This window comes from Corynebacterium sp. HMSC076G08 (genome assembly GCF_001811515.1).
GTDB lineage: Bacteria > Actinomycetota > Actinomycetes > Mycobacteriales > Mycobacteriaceae > Corynebacterium > Corynebacterium hiratae.
Window position 1 is genome coordinate 1 of sequence record NZ_KV805020.1, and the last position, 3837, is coordinate 3837.

3 protein-coding genes are annotated in these 3837 nt (G+C 59.1%); 1 reads left to right on the forward strand and 2 read right to left on the reverse strand.

The genetic code is table 11. The annotated features are described in order from the left end of the window. Positions 1–169 precede the first annotated feature (169 nt). Positions 170–2440 (forward strand): polyribonucleotide nucleotidyltransferase, encoded by a 2271-nt coding sequence (locus tag HMPREF2806_RS03620; RefSeq protein ID WP_070516265.1) that lies wholly within the window; start codon positions 170–172, stop codon positions 2438–2440. Positions 2441–2539: 99 nt separating this feature from the next. On the opposite strand, the gene HMPREF2806_RS03625 is transcribed toward HMPREF2806_RS03620, so the two are convergent. Both HMPREF2806_RS03625 and HMPREF2806_RS03630 read right to left on the reverse strand, forming a co-directional pair. After that, positions 2540–3199, reverse strand: a complete 660-nt coding sequence (locus tag HMPREF2806_RS03625; protein ID WP_070516267.1) for an AMIN-like domain-containing (lipo)protein — start codon at positions 3197–3199, stop codon at positions 2540–2542. 10 nt (positions 3200–3209) lie between these two features. Next, positions 3210–3599 carry a VOC family protein gene (locus HMPREF2806_RS03630; protein ID WP_070516268.1) on the reverse strand — a complete coding sequence of 130 codons (390 nt, stop codon included), beginning with the start codon at positions 3597–3599 and terminating at the stop codon, positions 3210–3212. Between the last annotated feature and the right edge of the window lie 238 nt (positions 3600–3837).

A 3837-nucleotide genomic window follows, 5' to 3' on the forward strand; every position in this document is an offset into this window, starting at 1 on the left:
TATCGGTTTATCCACACGAAATGTCCCTTAAGCCTAACTTTTCAACCCCCGCACCTGTGTGCGGGGGTTTTCTTGTCTCATCTGCTAAAATTCTTGGGCGTTGTCAGAAAACATCGAAGAAGAGGCGGCACCGAAGATCGCCATGACAGCTCCAAGGAGAGTTTCATACATGAGCGCTAAGAACGCTAAGAAGCAACCAAACAATTCCGTCGAGTTCCTTATCGACGACGATTACGGAATCACCGAGGCCATCGCCACCCTGGACAATGGCGATTTCGGCACGCGTACCATCCGTTTTGAGACGGGCCAGCTGGCTCGCCAGGCCGGTGGCTCCGTGACCACTTACCTGGACGAGGACACCATGCTGCTGTCCACGACCACCGCTTCAAACCAGCCGCGCGAAGGTTTCGACTTCTTCCCGCTGACCGTGGACGTCGAGGAGCGCATGTACGCCGCAGGTAAGATCCCGGGCTCCTTCTTCCGCCGTGAGGGCCGTCCCTCTACTGAGGCTATTCTGGCCTGCCGCCTCATCGACCGCCCGCTGCGCCCGACCTTCGTGAAGGGCTTGCGCAACGAGGTCCAGGTCGTTGTCACGGTCCTTTCCATGGACCCGGAGGAGTACTACGACGTCGTTGCCATCAACGGCGCTTCCGCCTCCACCCAGCTCTCCGGCCTACCTGTGTCTGGCCCGGTGGGCGGCGTGCGCATGGCACTGATCGCTGATGATAAGCACCCTAAGGGCCAGTGGGTGGCCTTCCCGAACAACGAGCAGCACGAGCGTGCTCTCTTCGAGATGGTCGTTGCCGGCCGCATCGTGAAGAAGGGCCGCAAGGATGACGTTGCCATCATGATGGTGGAGGCCGGCGCTGGTGTGAACGTAGCCGAGCGCATCAAGGAAGGTGCACCGGCTCCGCAGGAGTCCACCGTGGCTGAGGGCTTGGAGGCTGCGAAGCCTTTCATCAAGTCTCTGTGTGAAGCGCAGGCAGGTCTGGCGGAGCGTGCAGCCAAGGAGACGCAGGAGTTCCCGCTCTTCCCGCCCTACGGTGATGATGTTTATGCGGCCGTCGAAAAGGCAGCCGCCAAGAAGCTGGAGAAGCTCCTCACCATCCCGGGCAAGCAGGACCGCGATGACGCCACTAATGAGTTCATGGAGCAGGTCGAGGCTAAGCTCATCGACGATTTTGATGACCTCGATGAGGCCGATGCATCCAAGCAGATCCGCAACGCTTTCAACGCCGTGATGAAGGACATCGTGCGCGCCAAGATCCTCACTGAGGGCTTCCGTATCGATGGCCGTGGTGTGACCGATATCCGTGACCTCGGCGTAGAGGTTGACCTCATCCCGCGTGCTCACGGTTCCTCCCTGTTTGAGCGTGGTGAGACCCAGATCCTAGGCGTGACCACCCTGGACATGCTGAAGATGGAGCAGCAGATCGACTCCCTGACCCCAGTGGAGTCCAAGCGCTACATGCACCACTACAACTTCCCGCCGTACTCCACCGGTGAGACCGGTCGCGTAGGCTCCCCGAAGCGCCGCGAGATTGGTCACGGTGCGCTGGCTGAGCGCGCGCTGCTGCCGGTGATCCCCTCCCGTGAGGACTTCCCCTACGCCATTCGCCAGGTGTCTGAGGCCCTTGGTTCCAACGGTTCTACCTCCATGGGTTCCGTCTGTGCGTCCACCCTGTCCCTCTACAACGCGGGCGTTCCGTTGAAGGCCCCAGTGGCGGGTATCGCCATGGGTTTGGTTTCTGGTGAAGTTAACGGCAAGGAAAAGTTCGTGGCACTCACCGACATCCTCGGTGCTGAGGATGCCTTCGGCGATATGGACTTCAAGGTTGCCGGTACTTCCGAGTTCATCACCGCCCTGCAGCTGGACACCAAGTTGGATGGCATTCCATCGCACGTGCTTGCCGACGCCCTCGAACAGGCCCGCGACGCCCGTGCCGCCATCCTCGACACTATGTCGGAGGTCATCGAGGGCCCAGACGAGATGTCTGGCCTGGCTCCGCGCATTACCTCGGTGACTATCCCGGTGAACAAGATTGGTGAGCTCATTGGCCCGAAGGGCAAGACCATCAACGCCATCACCGAGGAAACTGGCGCCGATGTCTCCATCGAGGAAGACGGCACCGTCTACATTTCGGCCGCTACGGGTGAAGCCGCTGACGCTGCCATCGACCGCGTGAACAGCATTGCTAACCCACAGCTGCCGAAGGTGGGCGAGCGCTTCCTCGGCACCGTGGTGAAGACCGTGGCTTTCGGCGCCTTCGTTTCGTTGACCCCGGGTCGTGATGGCCTAGTGCACATCTCGAAGCTGGGTGGCGACGAGCGCATTGAAAAGGTCGAAGACGTCGTCAACGTTGGCGATAAGATTCAGGTGGAAATCGCCGACATCGATAACCGCGGCAAGATCTCCCTGGTCCCAGTCGAGGAGGATTAATCCCCAGACTAGCTAGGACTGTTAGGACCTCCTAGAACAAGGGCCCTGTAACCCAGGAATTAGCTGGGGGCAGGGCCCTTATCGTTTCTGCACACGTTGTTAATCCTGGAAGTCGAGTACGAGCCGCTTAGGGTCCTCCAGGAAAGTCACCGAGTACGGCGTCTTCTTCTGTAGTCCAATGATCAATTGGGTTTGTGCCTCGAATGAGGTGGTGTATACGACCTCGCTCACCACACCGGTACCGGGAGTAGTTCCCGGCTTCATATACTTTTCTTCGAGCTCCGGTGTGGAAGGCCACGGGGTTCCCTCGATCCCCAGATTGAGAAAAGTGTTTCCCTCTACTTCGACTGGATAACCTGATGCCTGTTGACGAGGTTCATCGGTATAGGCGGTGAACCAGCCGGGCTCACCTTCACCTTCGAGATCAACCACCACCCGCGTGAAACCGTCGTGATCGCCTACGCGCACGCCCGTCGGAGTGAGACCGCCCAACTGATCCGGCATGTGGTGTTGGTCATCGAGCGCAGCCGTCCCCATCCCCGCAAAGGCCGCAACGTTTGCGCCCTGCTGTGAGGGAGCAGCCTGCGTGTCGCTGGGCGGCGGCTCCGGCGCATCGGTGGCGGCGGAGCTAGAAGGAAGTGCACTGAACTGCGGCGCTGGAGTCGTGTCTGACCCGCGCTCCGCGCACGCAGTTAGAGGCATCACGCATACGGCGCTAATGGCTGCGATGACGGCGACGGAAGATGGTGAGTGTGACATTCTTTATTCTCTATTTCTTGAGCTGTACCAGTTGGATGAGGTTTCCTACGGTGTCATCGAAGACGGCGATGGTGGAGGGGCCGACGTCGGTAGGCCCCATAGTGAACTGCACTCCCTTTTCAGTGAGCTCGCTATATTCTCTCTCCACGTCTGCAGATAGGAACTGGGTGACAGGAATACCATCAGCCTTGAGTGCTTCTGCGTAGTCCTTGGCCGCGGGGAGTGCCTTGGGCTCGAGCAGGAGCTCCATATCCCCTTGGCCTTCAGCGTTGGCGACCGTGAGCCATCGAAAGTCTCCGTGGGTTACGTCAGCCTTCACTCGAAATCCGAGCGTATTGACATAGAAGTCGTGAGCGCGGGCAACATCATCAACGGGCACTGAAGCAATGTAGATCTGCATTCACTCCATCCTAACCGGCATGACGAAGACCAGCCGGCCCCTTCGCCAGCAGTCGGGAGCCTCGGCTAGAGCCTGGCGGTGTAGCCGTCGTTTGATTCGACGGTGCTGGACTTTGGGCTGTGGCTTTGCTTCGTCGTTTTATCCGACGGTGTGTGTTCGCTGGTTCGTAGTTTTTCTCTTTTCCTTTCAGTTTCCTTGGGCGGGTTTCGTCGTTTGAAACGACGGGGTTAGAAGGGGA

Bases quoted from the DNA above. Each gene is read 5' to 3' on its own strand.
- HMPREF2806_RS03630 (WP_070516268.1), bottom strand. From the start codon at position 3,599: ATGCAGATCTACATTGCTTCAGTGCCCGTTGATGATGTTGCCCGCGCT.
- HMPREF2806_RS03625 (WP_070516267.1), bottom strand. From the start codon at position 3,199: ATGTCACACTCACCATCTTCCGTCGCCGTCATCGCAGCCATTAGCGCC.
- HMPREF2806_RS03620 (WP_070516265.1), top strand. From the start codon at position 170: ATGAGCGCTAAGAACGCTAAGAAGCAACCAAACAATTCCGTCGAGTTC.